Raw genomic sequence first — 19,809 nt, 5'->3', positions numbered from 1 at the left:
AATGATTACTATTTTAGGTCTTTCAGATGCTTCAATACTTGGGGCTTATCTTTCATGTATAATTATCACACTTATTTGTGTTATTTATGGAGCACTAAACTGGAATAAAGAATAAGTATATGAAGATTTCCCTTTTTTTATTTTTTTTATTTATATGAATATATTTTTGAAAAATAGTTTTTTTAGAATGAGTTTAGTTTGTTTATAGAAATAATTAGTTATAATTGTTTGTTTATAAAAATAGTAGTTTTTTTTAAAAAGAAAAGAATTGAGAAAATAGCATCTAAGCTACTTCTTCAATTGCTTGTGTAGGACATGCTTCAGCACAAACTCCGCATCCTACACATTTTTCTTCATCTATTACATATGGGTTTCCTTCAGCTATTGCATCGATAGGACATGCGTTAACGCATAAACCACATGCTACACAATTATCATTAATTTTATATGGATTACCTGCCATATTTATCACCTTTTTATTAAATTATATATTAGTCATCTAATTAAAATAAACTAACAAAAATATTTATATTTTAATTTAAATATATATTTTCCTATTTTTAGATTAATCTAAAAAAATTAATTCGAAATAAATCGATAAAATAAGACTAAAACATGACATTTATCTAATTAAATTATAAATAAAAGAAGTATTTAGAATTCTAAGGAAATTAATTAATTTAAAATGGATTTTCATAGAAGAAATATCTTTATAAAAAGAAAAATTGAAATAAAATTTAATAATTAAAACAACAATTTTGAATTATAGTTACTTACCCACTATTATATAACAAATCAGGAATTATTAACTTATATTATCTATTTATAGGCAGTTAACTATTAAAAAACCTATTGATTTTATACATTCAAAAATCTAAAATAATATCAAAAGTTAAGTAATTAACTATAATAAAGAACATAATTAAATTGTAGTGAACATTTTTTTTAGAGTGGTTATAATATGCAAAATACAGATAATAAAACTATAAATGCAAAGGAAATCTTTACTGCTGAGAAGGAATTATTTGAAATAACACAAATGATAGATTATACTCAACTTGAGAAAAATCAGCAGAAAGAATTAAAAGATAATTTAAATAGAGGATATTATAAAAAATTTATTTATGATGTGAATCTAAATAAGGATGTAATTAATAACTATAAAATACATCAGAAATTATACCAACCAACAGAAATATATCTAACAGATGCCTTAACAAAGCCCCTAAAAAATACTCGTTATTTGATTTATTCAAAGGAATTTCAAGAAATACCTAAAGAAAACCTAGCATGTGTATATCAAGATATGAAAATATTCACATTAGGAATAATAAACTGTTTTAAAATAATAAATATTAAAACACAAAAAAACATGACACAAATCACATTACTACACTATAACATCTTTGAAGAACTATTATTAAATCATCAAAAAACTAAAATTGAGAAGAAAATAGAAAAAGAATCAGAAAAACCAATAGAAACTAGTACAGATAACTCTACTAATGATTTTCAACTAAATTATAAAATAGAAACTGGTATTGGATTATATGAAAATAAAAATAAAATAGAACACTACACCAAAGATCAAGTAATTTACATACTTAAATTATATATAGAAATCTTGGAAAAATTCAATGTAGAAAAAATATATGAAATTCTTGAAAAATATAATGTATCCTCTCTAATAAAAGTATATGAAAATTCAATTAATCATCTAAAGAAAATGTCAGTAGATGAAAATACTGATTATAAACAAATGGAAGAAAATGTTACAAATGCATGTATAGATACTGTTATTAACACACTAGAGATATCTAAAAACTTAGAAAGTAATGTCTATGAGAAAGAGGATATAAGTAGTATTCTAGCTATATCTGAAGATAAATTAGATGAAATTATTGACTTAAATAAAAACTAGTTTTCATAAAAAAGAAAAAAAGTAGGTGAATATTTTCACCTATACTTTCACAGCTTTTGGTAGTATGTAATTGTTTTGTATTGTTGTTTTTGAATTATTTGATTGAATAGGTTTTGCATCAGTTATTATACTTGTATCAATTCGAAGTGTACTTAATGATTTTGTTTGTGTTATAACATCAAATTTAGAAGTTACATCTACTCTGTTATAATAGTTATCAGAGAATACTGCTGTTAAAGTGTATGATTTTGCTTTGAAATTACTTGGTATGGTGTATTTAACTGTTGCAATTCCATTTACTACATCTGTAAATATTATGTTTCCAGTTGTGTCTTTTAATGTTTTACCATTGATTTTAAGTATTACACGTCCTGTGTTTACTAAGGTATCCACATCATCATCAACTACTTTTACTTTTATTATTACTTCTTTTCCTGCCATTGCTTGTGGTATGTCTTCAAATGATACTGTTGCATCACGTTTTGTAATTAAAAGTGTTGTGTTATTTATGGATGATTCATAGTAGTTACGTCCACCATATATTGCTGTTACAGTGTATATTTTTGGTTTCATATTAAGTGTTGTTGTGAATTTTGCACTTCCATTTACTACATCAGCATATATTATGTTTCCATCAGCATCTTTTAGTGTTTTACCATTGATTTTAAGTATTACACGTCCTGTGGTTACATTATTTCCAAGTTCATCAACAACTCCAACTGTGATTGTTGTTGTATCATTGTATTTTGTTGTGATTTTTTCTAGGATAATTGATGTTTTAAGACTATCTGCATATACTACTGTACTTGTATTTGTTGCCATGTAAACATCGCTTCCTTGATATATTAGATTTATGTTGTGTAATCCCATGTTTTTGATTGTGTAGTTGTATAGTACATTACCATTTTCATCTGTTTGTAGTGTTGTTATTGTTTTTCCATTGATTTTTAGTATAATATTTTCATTACTAATTCCATTACCTTCATCATCTGTAAGTGTTGCATTTATTGTAATGTTTTCCAATACTTTAATTGGATTTATAGGATTTAATGTTATTGTTGTGCTTATTTTATCTATTGTAATGGTTTTATTCATGGATTTTGTGCTAAAGTCATTTGATGCATCTGTGTATGTTACTTCAATGTTATGTTCTCCTGCTATGGTTGTGTATATGTAATTTATATCACTATCATTTACATCTATTTTTGTAATTTCACGGCCATTATCAGTTATTGTAATTGTTCCCCTATTTACTGTTGTATTGTATACTTTATCAGTGCTGAGTTTTACTGTTATATTTACTTTTGTTTTGTTGGTTGTTATTGTTTGTGTGAGTGTAACAGGTAGTGAGTTGTTTGTGTAGGTGTTATTTGCTGCATTTATGTTGTATAATAGTTTTCCATTAACAGAGTTACTTTCAAATACTGTGTTTGTTATATTTATTTTATTGTTACCATATACTGTGTAGTTACCAATGTTGTTTTTGAATAAGGAATTATTTATAACTCCTATTGTACTGGATGATGATATGTAGACTATTCTTTGTGAGTTATTTGCTATGTTATTTGTAAATGTTGAATTGTCTATTGTGAAGTTTTTAAGAGATGATATGTAGATTGCTACTCCACCTTTTCCAGAGTTATTATAAATGTTGGTGTTTGTCATGTTAAATACTGCTGAATATCCGCTGATATATATTACTCCACCATTTGCTGTGTTATTTGCTATTGTTGAGTTTATGATTGTTAGATTATTTCTAGCATAGATTATTCCATCTGATTTATCAATATTATTTGATATGGTAGTGTTTAATAATTCAAGTGGTGAATTTGCAAGTATTGCTGCTCCATAATTTTTAGCATAGTTATTTGTAAATACAGAGTCAATTACTATAAGTTTTTTACTTGTTACATAGATTGCTCCTCCACCATATGAAGAGTATGAGGAGTATGTTGAATTGTTATCAGTGAATGTAGTATTTTTAATAGTTGAATTTGTAGATAAGTATAGTGCTCCACCACTTACTCCAGTATTATTTCTAAATACTGAGTCTGTAATATTAATCATATTACCTGTACTTTCATAGTATACTCCACCATTACTTGAAGCTATATTATTTTCAAATACACTACCTGTAATATTTACTACACGTGTTGAGTTGTATAGAGCATTAATTGCTCCACCATTTCCACTTGTTGCTTGATTGTTTTTGAATGTGGAATTAATTATTGTTATTGATGAAGTGGTTATTGCTCCACCAGTATTTGCTGTGTTATCTATGAATGTATCATTTATTAGTGTTAGATTTGCTATGTTGTATATTGCTCCACCTGTTGTTGATTTACCATTTGTGAAGATAATGTTTTTAATTATTACATCACCATTTGTTATGTTAAATATACGTCCAAGACCTCTTCCATCAAAGATTACATTGCCTTGTCCTGTAATATTTAGGTAGGAGTTAATTATTACATCATTCACATAGTATCTTCCATCTAATACTATGATTTGATGACTTCCACCTTCTTTTAGTGCTTGTGCTACTGCTTTTTTAATTGTGAGTTTTGGACTATCAACAGATCCATCATTACTATCATCACCATTTGTTGATACATATACAATTCCAGTGTATGTGGATGGGGAATATACTTTTATTGATACTTGTTCTGTTTTTTCATTGTAGTCAGAGTTACCAATATATTTTATATCTAATACTTGGATTCCTGGAGCAACACCCACATATGCTAGTGTTGCCATTCCATTTACTACATCTATAGTTTCTTCTTTATCACCATACTTAAATGTTACTTTACCATATGTTACAAGATTACCATCTTCATCATAGAATCTTACTGTTATATTTTCAGTATCTCCTACTTCTACTGATATTGGTGTTGTTAGAGCAATTGTTATATTTGATGGTGTTGCTGGTAGGTTTTCACGTACTGTGTTGTTTGATGCATTTACTGATTTACTACCAACTAGATTTGTGGAATATAATGTGTTATGTGTGATTATGTTTGATGTTGAATCATTAGCTATTATTGTATATACATTAATACCTTCTGCCACATCACTTGTTATTATATGGTTGTTTTGTATTGTATTATCCTCTGATTTAAATGTTAATTTAATACCAACATTTTCTGGTGTTATTTCATCGACTGATGATGCATTTCTTCCACTAGAGTTACCAGTTGTTGTTATGTTGTTGTTTAATATTGAACCATCTGTTATTTTACGTGCTCCTATACCCATTGAGAAGTTACCTGTTACTGTTAGGTTGTTGTTTATTATCTTTGGTTTTCCTACATTGTATAATTCTATTGCATATCCTGTGCTTGATGTACAGTTTATTATGTTAGAATCTATTGTAAGTATGTTTACTTTTCCCATTATGGATTGTATTAATATACCATATGTGAAGTCTTGTGCTGTTGTGTTTATTCTGTTATTTGTTATGTAACTTGATTGTGCTGGTCCTTCAAAGTCAACACCATATGCACTACCTTTTGCATGAGATTTTATATCATTGTAGGTTATATTAGTATTATCTGCCTTATCTGCTACTTTAATTGCATATGCATAGCTTTGTCCATCTAGTGTTATTGTGTTTCTAGCAATAGTATTATTTTTAGCTTCTATTATATTAGAGTAATCCATACTATTTCCAATAAATTCAATACCAATAATTGTATCTGTAATTGAAGATGCATCTCCAAGACCAGTTGCTACTACATTTATTTTATTTTCTGTTATTGTATTATGACATGAATTATATCCTTGTATTGCTGTTGTATTGGAATGACCAACATAGTTTACATATTGTATTACATAGGATAGTCCCTTAATATTTATTGTGTTGTTGTGTATTGTGTTGTATTTTGAGTTTTCAAGTTGTATTCCATGTGTTGCTCCTTCAGTGTTTTCTTGTGTTATTGTGTTGTTTTTTAGTGTTATGTTGTTTGCACCATTTATTGAAATTACATATGTATCATAGTCATTGTTGTTTATTATAACATTTTCAAGACTACTATCTGATGCACCATCAACAAATACAAATGTTGAATTGTATAGTACTGCTTGTGTTGTGTATGAGAGTATGTTAAGTTTTCTATCTATTATGAAGTTCTTATTTTTAAATTCACCTGAAAGATATATTGTCATTCCACTGTTTAAGTTTTTAATATTTCCATCTTCATCAAAATAATCACCATAGTTATCATTTGTTATTATAACTTCTGGTTTGTTATTTTCTATTGTATTTTGTGAATCTGTTGTTACTGCTAAGTCTCCAAGGCGTGTTGTTGCTGTTAGTGTGTTTAGTGTTACTGTGTTTGATGAGCTTTTTGTGATGTTTATAGCATAGTTATTTACATTTGTAGATATACTTGTTATGTCATTGTTTTTGATTATGTTTGTGTTTGAGTTTTGCATTAATTTAATACCAACATTTTCTGGTGTTATTTGATCTCCCAATACTGGTTTTTCCACTTCATATCCTACGAGATTTATGTTGTTGTCTGTTATGTTGTTTTCTTTTGATTGATATAATCCAATACCCATTGCATAGTCTGGTGCATCTTGATTATTTATTAAATTATTATATTTAACATTGTTTTTATTTGCACCATATAATTCTATTGCATAAGATGTACTTGATTTTGTTAGAACATCGTTGTTTGTTATGTTATTTTCTTCTACTTTACCCATATCATTGGTTGTAACAATGATACCATATGTTATATTCTTTGCTGTTGCATTAACTTTGTTGTATGATATGGTATTTAATGTTGCTGGTCCTACAAGTTGTATACCTGCAGTGTATCTATCTGCACTACCTGTTATATTATTGTATGATATTGTATTGTTATTTACTTTAGATGATACAAATACTCCATATACTTCAGACATTCCTTCTGTTGTTATGTTGTTATTTATTATTTGATTGTTATTTGATGTGATATCTTCATCAAAGTTCATTACATTACCATATACTTCAACACCTGTAATTGTATTGAATGTTTTACCATCAGTGGATGTTGCTTTGGTTTTAATGTTGTTGTTTACAATTATGTTATTATTTGAATTGTATAGTTTAATAGATGATGTATCTGGATATCCCATATAGAATTCATCATATTTAATAACATTTGATGGACCATTTGTTGTTATTGTATTGTTTTCTATGTTTGTTTTGTTTGTATCTATTAATTCAATTGTATGTATTTTATCTGTGGATTTTGCTGTGATTGTGTTGTTTTTAATGTTTATGTTTCTTGTTGTGTTTAATAATATTACATTTTCTTCATAGTTATCATTGTTTATTATGAGATTTGTAATGTTAGTATCTTCTCCATCAGCAAGTATTGTTATATGTGCATTTGTAAATACTGCTTGTGTTGTATGACTTGTTAGATTTAATGGTAGGTTTATTATCATATGTTTGTTTGTTAATGTTCCAGAGAATTCTAGTTGTGAACCATATACTACTTTATCTAGTTTTATTGTACCATCGTTGTTGAAGTAATCATAGAAGTTAGATTCTGTTATTACATATTTTTGTGGTGTTGGCATTATAGCATTGATGTTAAATGTATTAGTTTGTGTTGCTTGTGTTATGTTTATTTGTGCACTTGGTGATGTAACTGTGTATTCATTTGTTGTTGTACCATCAACTATTGTTGTTTGTGTTTTATCAAATACACCCTTATTTGAAGTGTAATCTACTACTACTCCATCAGGTAGTTTTGAATCTAAGTTTTTAATAACACCATTATTATCAGTGTATGTGTTTAATGTTGATGTTATTGTAACTGTACTACCATATGGAATATCACTTGATGGTGTGAGTTTTGTATCTAATACTACCCAGTAATCTACTTTAAAGTCAGAATATTCTGTTTCTTCCTCTAAATCATAATCATAATCACTTCCATGATCTAAGTATTTTTTAGGATTAGTATTTGTTCCCCACCAATTATAGTTTGCAGTTGGTATTGTTTCATAGTTATTATATAGTGCTGAACCTTCCCCTGCTGGAATGAGTATGGAATATGTTATACTACAATCTCCACCATAGTCATTATATATAATAGAACCTTTTTTACCAGTTGGTAGAGTGTTATTTATAAATACACTATTATTTACTACTAATGCACCCTTATTATATATTGCTGTTCCACTACTACTATAACCATTTGCTGCATTGTTTATAAATGAGGAGTTAGATATGTCTGTAGTACCACCAGCATATACAGTTCCACTACCTCTTGTTAAGAGGTTGTTTGTAAATGTGGTATTTTTTATAATTAATTGACCATTTTGTCTTGCTCCATAAATTCCACCAAGTCTTCCAGTATTTTTATCAAATATGGAATTTACTATTGTTAAGGAATTTGTTTTTGTAGCTTCATTATTTATAAATCCTTGATCATTTTCACCCATTGCTGTAATATTATATACTTTTGTATTGTTAATTACACCAGTACCTTGTAATCCTATTATTGCACCAGTGTTATTTTCAATAATGGAGTTATTTATATTAAGAGTACTTGTTGGGTCTACATATATTAATGATGACTGTTTATTATTTGTACTTACTCCTGTGTTGTTAATTATAGTCACATTATTTAGTACTAAGTGTGAAGAACCTGTGATATTTGCTATTGCTCCTTCACCAGAGATAGTTTTGAATATTATCATATTTTTTAATGTTAATGTTGCACCATTTGTTATGTCAAAGATTCTTCCTTTATTTGCATTAACAAATAGTCCATTACCATCTATAGTAATTGTTTTATTTACAACTACCTTATCTTCAATACTTCCTCTTTTAACATCTTTTTCAAGTGTTATAATTCCTGTTGTATCAGTGTCAATTTTTTCTTGTAACATTTTATATTTAAATACATCAGCAGCTACTACTTCAAGATTACCTTCTGTTACTGTAATATTTTCTATTACTGCTCCTGCATAGCTTCCAGTAATTGTATAATTACCTGGCTCTAATGCATCACTAATACTTATATTAGCAACACCCTCAATTAGAGGTGCTGTGTAGTTTTTACCATTGATTGTGAAGTTCACATCAAGATTTGATATTGAATTTCCCATATCATCAGTAACTCTTGCAATTACATTAAATACTTCATCTTCAACTGCTGTTGCTTTATCAAATTTTATGTATGTGGTGTAAACTGTATTAGAATACCATACAAAGATATTGGAACCATTAACTGCATAATTATTTGTCATTGTATTGTTTTTTAATATTAAAAAACCATTATTTGCACAGATAGCTCCTCCTCTTTTAGATGATGCTGTACCTTCTACTTTGTTAGATTTAAATACAGAATTTTGAATTGTAATAGTTTTACTACCTCTAAGAGCTATGGCTCCACCATTGGTTCCTGCCCTATTACTATCAAAGATACAGTTATCTACAAAGAGATCTCCTTTATTATTTATAGCTCCACCATAATTATTTGCCATGTTATTAACAAATGTTGTGTTTGTTACATTTGCTATAGCACTACCATACCTAATTTGAATAGCACCATTATTTGATGTTGTACCATTAAACACAGAACCATCAACTATTAAAGTACCATAAGAGTGTTGAATAGCACCTTGACTTCCATAGTTAAGACCTTTAAATGTTGAATTATAAATTTTAGTCACACCATCATATGCATGTAACACAGAACCAAATGAACCATTATTATTTTCAAATGTCACATTGATTAATGTTAATTTTCCTCCATCAACATAAACAGATGCTTTAGTAGTAGAACTACCTACAGCTTTATAATTAGTGAATTTTGCATTACTAATAGTTACATCTGCATTTGAACCAATAATAAAAGTACCATCCATTTGATTAGCATCAAAAGTATGACCATTACCATTGATTATAATTGTTTTATTAATTGTTATAGCATCTTCACCTGAACCTCTTACATAATCATTATTTAAAGTTATATTATCAGATGATGTAATTTGAGTATTCAAATCAGTGAATGAAGCTTTATCTTCACGTTTTAAACTATTACTAGTTTTAATATCCTTTTTAACTACTTCTTGTTTAGTGTTAATATTACTATTTTTTGTAGTATCAATCTTTTTATCAGATATTACATCTTTAGACACACTTTTAGTAACTGATTTTTTATTATCACTTACTACTTTATTATCATATGATGTTGTATCATACGATGCATCACAAAGATTAATATTATCACTACCACTAACAGATAAATCAGTATCATTTCCAACATCACTTGCAGAAATTGCACCAATACTTACTGTTAAAAGTAATACTAATGTGAAAACAAAAAATAGAGCTTTATTTCTTGTTATCATAAAAAATCATTATTCTTTGATTATATATTTTTTTAAATATTTCCATTCCATCCAACAAAATCTAAAATTTAATCAGATGAAAACTCTCATCAAACTATTAAAATAACTAAAAAAATCCCCGATATTATTAACAAGACATATAATTAAATTTAAACTATTAGCAAATTTTAAAATAAAATTAAACTAAATACAAAGATTTTAATTATAATTATATTTCTATAAATAATAAATTAAATTTTATTTTTATTAAAACAATTTGATATAATTTAATATATGAAGATAAGAATATTAATAATTTATTATAAAGAAGAAATAGAAATAGAAAGAAAACGCCACAATATAAAAATAAACCATGAGAACTACATATTAAACAATCAACATATAGCTATAAAATAACTAAAAAAACACTTTGATAATATAAAATCATAAACAAGGATCTTAGAAAAAATGAGATATAAAAACGAATTTAAAGAAATATATTATAGATTATGTAGAAATCATTCAACAGTAGAAGTTAATTCTGAAGAAAAAATAATAAAAATAAAAATTGGAAATAATATAAACATACCTCCAGAAATAAATGACGAATTAAATACAATTGATGGATACATTAAAGAAAAATGGCTTATATTTGAAGATAGAACCATAACAAGTAATGATCCTATAAATCAAATTGAAGAAGCATTTCTCCATATAATTGACCAAATACTCTATTTAGAACTTCTATTTGAAGACAATGAAAATCATAATAAGAAAACTATAAAATAATTTTCTTAATATCATTAATCTTTTGATTTAATTTATCAATTTGATTTTCATATTCCTTAATCTTATTAGCATATTGTTTATTTTCAAGTTCCAATTTCCTTATTTTAGAAGATACATCTTGTGAATCCACAGTAATATTTGAAGTAGATTGTTCTTCTTTATTTAGAATTAAGCGTACTTTAGCTTCTTTTTTTGGTTTAATTTCATATAATTTCTTTAGATAATTTATCAATTCAGAAGACTGATTAGTTAATCTAAATCGAGTTACAGTATTAAGTTTTGCTTTTGCATGAATATTATCAACAAAAATATCACAAATTTCCTCATAAGGACTAATTGGGAAAAAAGCTTCTGCTTGCTTTCTTGATATGGATATCATAGCACATGATGATTTAGTTACAGTAAATGCTAAGTCTAAATATTCACAATTAAAATCATCATCTAAATTATCATTTACAGAAATATTATCATTATCATTCGAAACATCAGTATTATTATTTGTAGGAATAGGCCACTTTTCTTGCTCTAATTGTTCACGAGTTTTCAATGCTTCCACAAATGTATTACACGAAGCAAAAATATGTTCTTCACCATCTACTTCCTTGTATACTATAAACATATTGTTTTTTTCTTTTATGTTTTTAACCATGAAAATCACAATCCTTTTTTTTGATTTTAAAGTTTTAAATAAGAAATTAAAAAAAAAAGAAAATAGAAAGACATCTAAAGATTTAATTTTAATTCATCAAGTTTATTAATAATTTTATTATTTTTATTTTGTTTATTAATTTTCAAGCGTAATCTTTCAATAAATTCATCTTCATGTCCTTCATAGTTTGCTTTTAAACGTGATAAACCAACATCTGCATAATATTCAGCATATTTATAAATATCTGTAGAATCTTCTGATAAAATATGAACTCCTTTATTTGATTTAACAACGGCCAACGCATTAATCAATATTTCCAAATCCTTACCAAAGTTATTTCTATTAACAAAAGCATCATCTAACATAGATGATTTAATATTCTCATCCTTTGAATATCCATAAGCTAATGCATATGTAAAAATATCTTTTGAAAATTTTTTATTAGATTTAAAAGGACCTGATCTTTCTAATAAGTTTTCATATATCTTACGATCGTTTTTATCACGATGTAAACGTGGATCTGAATTTCTACTATTGTTTATCATATTTCCGTATCTCCGTTTTATTTTCTGAAGGAAACAAACCATATTCTTCAGCTACATGTTCTAACATATTCCTTCTAACATCTTTAGTATACTGACTATCAGTAAATAAAAATACTATTTGTTTATTATATGTGTATTTATGTAAACCCTTTATGAATTCTATACGTTTTGTTTTATCTAAACTTTCAAGAGCTGCATCAATAATTAATGGTACTTCAAATCCACTTAAACTATGAAGTGCCATTATGAATGATAAAGCCAATAAATGTTCTTCTCCATCTGACAAGTCATCAGGTTTAATTATATTTCCAGAGCTTTTAGTTATCTCAATTTCATAATCTTCATTAACAATTACATCATTATATTTATTATAATCCCATGCAATATTTGTAAATTGATCTTTTGTATTTTTATTAATTTTCTCACGTATGTGATTTTTAATTTTTTTATTTAAAGAAATACCTATTTTAATAGCTTCGTTACAAAAATCAAGTTTATCAGAAAGTTCTTTCAATTCCCCTTCCATTTCTTCTTTTTGACTTTGTTTTTTTTCAAAAGTTTCATTTTCTTTTTTAAGTTGCTCTATTTTTTTGATTATATATTCCTTTTCTCTTTCATAATTAGCATATCTTTTTTTATTTTCTTTTAATTCTTTTTCATACAGGTTAACACTATTTTCATCAATTTTTGAAAGCTTATCTGAGATGCCCTTTAACTTAATATTACATTCCTCTAAGTTTTTTTCATCATCATCTATATCTTTTTTTAATTCATTTATTTTAGGTATTTCATACATTTTTTTCAAAAGCTCTCTGATATGAAAATATTCATCATAAAATTGACCTGTTGTCAAATCACTAATATTTTCTAATCTTCTTTTAATTTCTTTAAGACATTCTGGATTTTCACTTAATTTTACTCCACAAATACACATATCATCATTTAAAATATCTTGTAATAATGGTTTTTCAATATTAGGAGGAGCTGATTTCTTTTCTTTTGCCTTATCAACTATATCATAAGCTTCAAATAACATATCAGATAATTTTACTATTGGATATAATTCTAAAACTTTTTTTTCATATCTTTCTGTATTATACTGTATTTTATCAGTCAAATCATTTTTTTGTTTAGAATATTTATCTCTTGCATTTATTAGGTCATTTACTTTTTCAGAATCAATAGCAGATAATTTATCCTCATATCTGATAATATTGATATGAGCATCTTTCATTGAATTAGATAAGTCCTTTTTTTTAGTATTTAGATTATGTATTTCTTGATTATTTTTATTAATTTTATTATAATAATTTATAGTACCCGAATTTTTTTGTTTTTTATTAAAGTTCTTATTTAAATCATCTGAAGTTTTAACTAAATGATCACAAACCTTATCAATTAAACTAATTTGAGATATTTCTTCTACTGAATTTTTTAAGTTAAAATCAGCATTATTATCAAAATAATTTGAAAGTGTAGCACCATTAAAAAAGAAATAATGAAACATATCCTTTGGTAACACATTATTTATCCTATATTGAGCTAATTCATCCTCTAATATATCTTTATCAGTTTCAGTAACTATTAAATAATCATTTAATGGTATGTTCCAATTATCACCCCATTTTTCAAATTTTAATTCACGGGAAATATTAAATTCTTTTTTAATACCTTTTTCCATATAAAAAAAATTCATTATGACTTGAACAGAAATTTCAGGAATTTCTTCATATTCTTCTTTTTCTTTTGCTACTTGAAGATTATATAATGGTTCTGTTTTATCCTTTACATCATGAAGTTCTTCCCCATATAAACACCATGTTAAAGCATTGACAAAAGAAGTTTTCCCACTGCCATTATCTGCTAAAATTACAGTTATATTTTCTTTATCATTGAAATCAAAATTAATTCTTTGTTTTCCATAATATGGCCTATAATTTGTAATTTCTATATAATTTAAATACACTTTATTCTTCCCCCACTAATTTTTCTATCAAATCCTTGTATTCATTTCTAAAATGAGGTTTATCCGGATGTTCCCATTCATAAATAACTGCATCAGTAAAAAAACGTTTCATTTTATCATCCATATCTGATTCTTCAATATAATCAATAATTTCCATTCTTAAATTACTCATATTATCTCTTCCCATTTATCAATAAACTTTTTACTACATTCTGGATAATTTTCAGCTAATCTGACATATTCATCATAACGAACTTTTTCATTTAGAAAAATACTTTTAACAGATTCTGATTGATTTTTTAAATTAGGAAAAATAATCAAATCATAAATATTAGCCATAGTTTTATTTTTATCTTTTCTTAAAATTCTTCCTCTTCTTTGTATATGCTGACGTGTATTTAATGTACTTGCCATTAGAATTGCTGATTGAGTTGAAGGTACATCCACCCCTTCATCCAAACATTTAATTGCAACTAAAACTTGGAAATATTTCTTAGAAAAAAGTTTTAATATCTTATCCCTCTGTGATGTTGATTCTTCACCTGTAAATTTTTTATTAGAAATATTCATATTATTAAGCATTTCCTGAATCTTAGGTAACTGTTTTCCAGTACAATAAATTATTAAGTCAGAAATATCCTTATGTTCTATAAGAAATTTTTTCAAATATTCCATTTTCTCTTTTGCATTATTAATAATATTACGCCTATTAATCAGATAACTATTCAATTTTTTCTCATCATCTTGTGACAAGTGTTTTTTGTTAAAAAAATATGCTATTTTAGTAGAATAATACAAATATTTCTCTAATTCATCATCATTTAAGTCAATGAAAATAGGATAATAATTATAATGACATAAAAATCCATTTTTAATAGCATCTTCTAAATCATAATTATATATTATACCATTAAAATACTCATAAAGAAATTCATTCCTTTCAAAGTCATCTTCTATTTCAGGAGTTGCACTCAATCCCAATCTATATGTATACTCATTTAGAAGCCCTTTTCTAAATTCATTGGATCCAATACCATGTACTTCATCAACCATTAATAACATTTCATCTTCATATAATTTTATTCTTCCAATAAACTCTTCACTAGAAAATGTATTGAATGTAGTTAATATTACACCATACTCATATATATCTGACTCTAGATTACTTATCATGGATATTATTTCTTTTTTCCAGTGTTTATTATCACCACTAGCAATTAATATGTTATCTTCATAAAATATACTGAGACTTCTTTTCCATTGGTTTATTAAATGTTTCTGAGGACATACAATTATTGTTAATAATTTTTGTTTTTCTTTAATCAATAAATCAAAGCAAGATAAAGCTGTGAATGTTTTTCCTGTTCCAGTAGCCATTGATAAAATACCTTTTTTATTATTTTCAATCCATTTATCAATAGCTTCTGTTTGATAACTTCTTAATTTAGGTTTTTGTTTTGCCTTTCCAGTAATTCGTTTAATTTCTTCTAATTCCATCGTATTTTTAGGTGCAATTTCTATTAATTTATTTTTTGTAGCTTCAGGTATTTCAAAGACTTCTAATGAATCATTATTGTTATTCCAAAAATCTTCAAAGTCTTGTATGTCTGGTTCAATATATTCTGGGTTTTTCCAACTATAGAAAACTTTGAATGATTCTATATTATTACTCCATCCAAATGCAGTCTCATTAACTGAACCATCAAATGAAAGAAAATTATCTTCCTCATCATATAGAATACCTATTTTTGAGTGTAAAATTCCATTCTTTAAAAACTTGTTCTTTTTTTTATTTACACCTATTTTAATTTCCAAATATCCATTAGCAACTAGCCATCCTACCATTTTAACATGATTTTTTATAAATTCATCTTCTAATTCATCATAATCTTCATTAAATTTATCATTTATCTTATTTTTTAATTCATATGCTGTATTGATTGATTCTAAATCCTCTTTATCTAATTCTGCACTACATAAAAGACGCATATGTCCACCATTTTTTACAAATTTATCCATACCATATGCAGCTATAGCCAAACTAGTTGAATTAAAATATCCAGATATACGATCATATTTAACTGACTTAGACAATACTGTATTGTAAAAATCATTTATTATATTTTCATTTGCAGAATTATATGAAATTTTTAAGTCTGATTTAATTTCATTAAAAGACATATACTTATCACAACCCTAATTTTGTAACTAAGTAACATTATTTAATTAATAAAATCTAAAATAACATGAATTACACCCTTTAAATAAAACACTATTGAAAAATAAAATATTTTAAAAAAGTAGGATCCAAATAAGATCATTAGAAGATCTTATAATACTATTCTAGATCAAATAACCTTTAAAACGTTTTATATCCCTTAATTTCTAGATTAAATATACTCTCCATTATTTTTTTTATTAATTAATTAATATTATATCTTAATTTAATATAAATCTTTCTTAAAAGTTTTTAATTTTAATTGTATCTGATTAACTTAAATAAAATCAAGAGTACTATATCAATATATTCTTAGAAAACAGAATAATATGATGAAATACTCTATTAATAAATGTACATTAATAAATCATAATTTATTAAAATGATCCAATTTAAATAGAATTATTTTAGATCATATTCATATTTCTTTGAAAAATATATAATATTAAATAACATGAAAAATATATAATATAATACCTAATTTTAAAAAGAGGAGTTAATGTTGCTTGATGATTGGATAAATGAAAGTACAAAACGTGTTTTATTGGTTGAACCAAATTTTCCAATACCAAATAAGAGTAGAAACCATTCAAATTTCTTACCTATTGGTCTTTTGAAAATTGCAGGCTATCTTCGTACTAAAGATATTGAAGTTAAATTAATCAGATATGAACATACAGACACTATGCAAACTACATTAGATGTTAACTTCCAAAAAGGAGAGATTGAATTTATTCCTGATTTAATTTGTGTAACTTCTATTTTCACATACTGGTCTAGTTATGTAAAAGATGCTGTACTTCATTTTAAAAGGAAATTCAAGGATACTCCAATCATTGTAGGAGGAATATATGCTTCTCTACTTCCAGAACATTGTAAAGAATATACTCATTGTGATGGAGTTATAACAGGTATTGTAGATTGTGCTGAAAAAGTAACTCCTGCATATGATTTAGTTGATGTTAACTATCAAATACTACATACCACTCGTGGATGTATAAGACAATGTGGTTTTTGTGGTGTGTATACTATTGAACCTGAATGGTTATGTAAGAAATCTATAAAAGATGAGATTATTAAAAAACGTTTAATATTTTATGATAATAACTTATTTGCTAACCCCTATATTGAAAATATATTAGAGGAGTTAATTGAACTTAAAAAAAATAGGAAAATAAGTTACATTGAGTCTCAAAGTGGTTTTGATGGTAGATTATTAATTAAAAAACCTCATTTAGCAAAAATGATTAAAGAAGCTGGTTTTAAAAATCCTAAAATTGCATGGGATCATGAATTAACTGATGCTTCCTTTATTAAAAAACAATTAGATATACTTATTGATGCTGGATTTAAGCCAAGTGAGATATCTGTTTTTATGATCTATGATTATGAATTAGATTATAATGAAATGGAAGAAAAACGAGCAAAATGTTTTGAATGGGGTGTTCAAATAGCTGATTGTAGATATAGACCTCTTGATGCTACATTTGATAATTATAATCCTAGAAAACGAAAACAAACAAATAAGGATTACTGGATAAATCCTAATTGGACTGATGCAGAAGTTCGTTTATTTAGACGTAATGTTCGAAGACATAACATATGTATAAGATATGGTGTGGATTTTCATAGTGCTAAATTAGAGAGAAAACAAATTCCTCAAGAAAAGGCTAGAGAATATAGATCTATGAGTTATGATGAAGTTAAATATTTATTAGATGATATTTGGACACCAAAAGAAGCTCATTTAGTAGAGAAAGATAATATGTTTCCACAAAGTAACTAATAATAGAATCATAAATATATTACTTTAAACATAGACTATTATATATATGAATAAGAGTTTTGTTCATAATTAATCAATTTAATGGTTTTGAAGATGAAAGAAAAGAATGTATTAATTGTTTGTATTACTCTGATTTTATGTGCAGTTATTATTGCTGCTACCTTTGTTATTGTTAGTTCTGATAATAATGGTATACCTATACCTGGTGTAGCTGCTAATTCAACTAAAGATAATTCTAGTAATGTAGCACCGAATGATACTGTTGATTTAAGTAGTGTTACTTTTTATTCTGATGGTAATCCTAATACTGGTGAGGTTGCAACATTGTACTTTGGTAAGGAGAGTGCTGGTAAGGTTGTAGAAATTAGTACTGTTTATTATAGAGATGGTTATCAGTTTAATAAGGTGGAGTATGGTACTGTTTCTATTGATAGTGGTGGTAATGCTAAGGTTACTGATACTACTCCTATGAATAAGTATCCTGATAAGTGTGTGATTACTGTTAAGTATAATGGTAATAGTTTTACTAAGACTGCAAATCTTGGTACTTATAAAGGTTCACAGACTGTTAGTTTATGATTTTTTTTCTTTTTACTTTTTTTGATGATTTTTGGATTTTATATTTTTTTGGGAGTGGATTTTGTCTTTTGTTAAATGTGTATTTTTAGTATGTTTGATGTATATGAAGAGATTGTTTTTTCATAGTTTAGAATGGTTATTTATAGTTTTCGAAAAATATAAATATTAGTAGTTACTTTTTTTATATAAATGACAAAAACATGAATTTGCATATAAGTTATATATATCAAGTTGTCTTTTTTCAAGTTTTTGAATGAATATTTAAATGAAGTAAAAATTTAAGATTTTTTTAAATATTTAGTTATTTTTATACACAATAAAATTTTCATTCCATTCAATCATACATTTCAAGTGTAAAAATAGTAAGTTACACTTGCAATCTATCTCGTGATGCAAATTTTTTTATTACTTGGGATATATCAAGTATATGATATTTGAGTTAAAACTATATGAAAATTTAAGGTATTTTTAATTAGATTCAAAATTTATGAATTTTACTTCGTTATAGCTATGTATAACGAAACAAAACAACCATTTTTTAATAAAAAAAACAATAAAAAGTATGAAAAAATAATAAAAAAATGAAATTGAAGAAAACCTATTTTTTAAAATTTTCATTCTTGTATCCCCAATATAAACCAATACTTGAAAAACTAGAATATAACAATAAGTACCATTTATTCCATGAAGTTTTAAACATGATAAAATTTACCTAATAAGACCTAAAAATACTCCCAAAAAATAAAATAAACACAAAACTAACAAAACATACATAAAATAAAGAAAAATATGAAAAAAACAAGACATAACTGAGACATAATCACATGTATAACTGAAATACATTTTTAAACATCCAACCAAAGGAAAAATTATTCTAAAATAGAAAAAACAAATAAAATAGAAAATTACTTCATGGTAACATATCTCCAAGCCAGTAAAATATAAGAATAATATGTAATGGTTGCAGTACTAATAAACTCTAGAATACGGTGATGGTTTATGAATAATTCAAG

12 protein-coding genes are annotated in these 19,809 nt (G+C 25.9%); 5 read left to right on the top strand and 7 right to left on the bottom strand.

Annotation, left to right across the window (positions count from 1 at the left end; all coding sequences use genetic code 11):
• Position 1 precedes the first annotated feature (1 nt).
• Positions 2-115 (top strand): symporter small accessory protein, encoded by a 114-nt coding sequence (locus tag BZ132_RS07625; protein ID WP_329995171.1) that lies wholly within the window; start codon positions 2-4, stop codon positions 113-115.
• 168 nt (positions 116-283) lie between these two features.
• On the opposite strand, the gene BZ132_RS00810 is transcribed toward BZ132_RS07625, so the two are convergent.
• Positions 284-463, bottom strand: a complete 180-nt coding sequence (locus BZ132_RS00810; protein WP_011405764.1) for a DUF362 domain-containing protein — start codon at positions 461-463, stop codon at positions 284-286.
• A gap of 498 nt (positions 464-961) precedes the next feature.
• Here BZ132_RS00810 and BZ132_RS00805 point away from each other — a divergent pair, with 498 nt between their 5' ends.
• Entirely contained in the window at positions 962-1,921 is a 960-nt protein-coding gene (locus BZ132_RS00805) for a hypothetical protein (RefSeq protein ID WP_286940138.1), read from the top strand.
• A gap of 39 nt (positions 1,922-1,960) precedes the next feature.
• On the opposite strand, the gene BZ132_RS00800 is transcribed toward BZ132_RS00805, so the two are convergent.
• Entirely contained in the window at positions 1,961-10,285 is an 8,325-nt protein-coding gene (locus BZ132_RS00800; RefSeq protein ID WP_286940137.1) for an S-layer family protein, read from the bottom strand.
• A 447-nt stretch (positions 10,286-10,732) separates the two neighbouring features.
• Between BZ132_RS00800 and BZ132_RS00795 the strand changes: the two genes are divergently transcribed.
• A complete protein-coding gene (locus BZ132_RS00795; RefSeq protein WP_286940136.1) occupies positions 10,733-11,053 on the top strand; it encodes a hypothetical protein in 321 nt (106 codons plus the stop codon).
• Here the strand turns inward: BZ132_RS00795 and BZ132_RS00790 are convergent.
• The 5 genes from BZ132_RS00790 to BZ132_RS00770 form a co-directional block, all read right to left on the bottom strand.
• Entirely contained in the window at positions 11,043-11,702 is a 660-nt protein-coding gene (locus BZ132_RS00790) for a hypothetical protein (protein ID WP_286940134.1), read from the bottom strand. The genes BZ132_RS00795 and BZ132_RS00790 overlap by 11 nt on opposite strands.
• Before the next feature lie 74 nt (positions 11,703-11,776).
• Positions 11,777-12,247: a hypothetical protein gene (locus BZ132_RS00785; protein ID WP_286940132.1), complete on the bottom strand. Its 471-nt coding sequence runs from the start codon at positions 12,245-12,247 to the stop codon at positions 11,777-11,779.
• Positions 12,234-14,213 (bottom strand): hypothetical protein, encoded by a 1,980-nt coding sequence (locus BZ132_RS00780; RefSeq protein WP_286940131.1) that lies wholly within the window; start codon positions 14,211-14,213, stop codon positions 12,234-12,236. The genes BZ132_RS00785 and BZ132_RS00780 overlap by 14 nt, the downstream gene beginning before the upstream one ends.
• A 1-nt stretch (position 14,214) precedes the next feature.
• On the bottom strand, positions 14,215-14,385 hold the full coding sequence (locus tag BZ132_RS00775) for a hypothetical protein (protein ID WP_286940129.1): 171 nt from the start codon (positions 14,383-14,385) through the stop codon (positions 14,215-14,217).
• The gene (locus BZ132_RS00770) at positions 14,382-16,394 is read right to left on the bottom strand and encodes a DEAD/DEAH box helicase family protein (RefSeq protein WP_286940127.1); all 2,013 of its coding nucleotides are present in this window, start codon (positions 16,392-16,394) and stop codon (positions 14,382-14,384) included. Before BZ132_RS00770 ends, BZ132_RS00775 begins: the two co-directional genes overlap by 4 nt.
• Positions 16,395-16,930: 536 nt before the next feature.
• On the opposite strand from BZ132_RS00770, the gene BZ132_RS00765 reads away from it, so the two are divergent.
• Together BZ132_RS00765 and BZ132_RS00760 are read left to right on the top strand one after the other, a co-directional pair.
• Positions 16,931-18,217: a cobalamin-dependent protein gene (locus BZ132_RS00765; RefSeq protein WP_286940125.1), complete on the top strand. Its 1,287-nt coding sequence runs from the start codon at positions 16,931-16,933 to the stop codon at positions 18,215-18,217.
• Positions 18,218-18,310: 93 nt separating this feature from the next.
• A complete protein-coding gene (locus BZ132_RS00760) occupies positions 18,311-18,796 on the top strand; it encodes a hypothetical protein (RefSeq protein WP_286940123.1) in 486 nt (161 codons plus the stop codon).
• The last annotated feature ends 1,013 nt before the right edge of the window (positions 18,797-19,809 follow it).

It is taken from the genome of Methanosphaera sp. DEW79 (assembly GCF_003266085.1).
In the GTDB taxonomy this organism is placed as follows: domain Archaea; phylum Methanobacteriota; class Methanobacteria; order Methanobacteriales; family Methanobacteriaceae; genus Methanosphaera; species Methanosphaera stadtmanae.
The sequence above is the reverse complement of the archived record's forward strand: the minus strand, read 5'-3'. Positions and strand labels throughout refer to the sequence as shown.